Raw genomic sequence first — 785 nt, 5'->3', positions numbered from 1 at the left:
GTCACACGCAAGATGGTGATCAATGCTGAGAAAGGGAAAGTGCCACTGGAGATATTTATCAGTCTCCTCTCTGCGCTCAATTTGACCGGGCAACTGGACCACTTTCTCCCCAAACAGGACATTTCCCCCATCCAGTTAGCTCAGCTGGAGGGTAAGAAACGGCAAAGAGCCACCGGTCAGAAAGCCAGCATCGACAAGGAGACACCGGAATGGTAATGGAAGCCGTCAGAGTCAGTTATCAGGGGCGCGCTGTAGGGGCCGTCAGCTTCAATACGGAGACACATCAGGGGGCATTCGAGTACGAAGCCAGCTTTATCAAAAGTGGTATCGAGCTGTCACCGCTGAGAATGCCGCTGTCTAAGCAGATCTTCAGCTTTTCTGGTCTTAACTTCGCGACGTTTAAAGGGCTACCCGGATTGATCGCTGATTCCCTGCCGGATGATTTCGGTAATGCCGTTCTGAATGCCTGGGTGGCAAGCCAGGGCCGCCAGCCGTCTGACATTACTCCGCTGCAACGCCTGCAATATACCGGTAAACGAGGGATGGGTGCGCTGGAATATGCGCCAGCAACCAGGGTGAAAAGCTTAAACGCCAGCAAACAAGTGGCGGTCGAATCCCTGGTCAGCATCGCGCAGGAAATACTGGATGCACGTGGCCAGTTTAGCATCGACCTCGATCGCCATGGGCAGGAAGACAGAGAGGCGATGATGGCGCTGATGTCAGTCGGAATGAGCGCTGGGGGAGCTCGCCCCAAAGCCGTACTGGCGTTTAGCGACGATTTCCAA

1 protein-coding gene and 1 pseudogene are annotated in these 785 nt (G+C 54.5%); both read left to right on the top strand.

All coding sequences use genetic code 11. The features are described 5' to 3' along the window. A pseudogene (locus WH277_RS02700) lies at positions 1-216 on the top strand (transcriptional regulator); the annotation flags it as partial. Next, positions 210-785, top strand: a 576-nt coding sequence (locus tag WH277_RS02695) for a HipA N-terminal domain-containing protein (RefSeq protein WP_339504266.1), incomplete at its 3' end; no start/stop codon positions are given. The pseudogene WH277_RS02700 and the gene WH277_RS02695, both read left to right, overlap by 7 nt.

Source organism: Erwinia sp. MYb416 (genome assembly GCF_037479575.1).
GTDB classification, from domain to species: domain Bacteria; phylum Pseudomonadota; class Gammaproteobacteria; order Enterobacterales; family Enterobacteriaceae; genus Erwinia; species Erwinia rhapontici.
The sequence above is the reverse complement of the archived record's forward strand: the minus strand, read 5'-3'. Positions and strand labels throughout refer to the sequence as shown.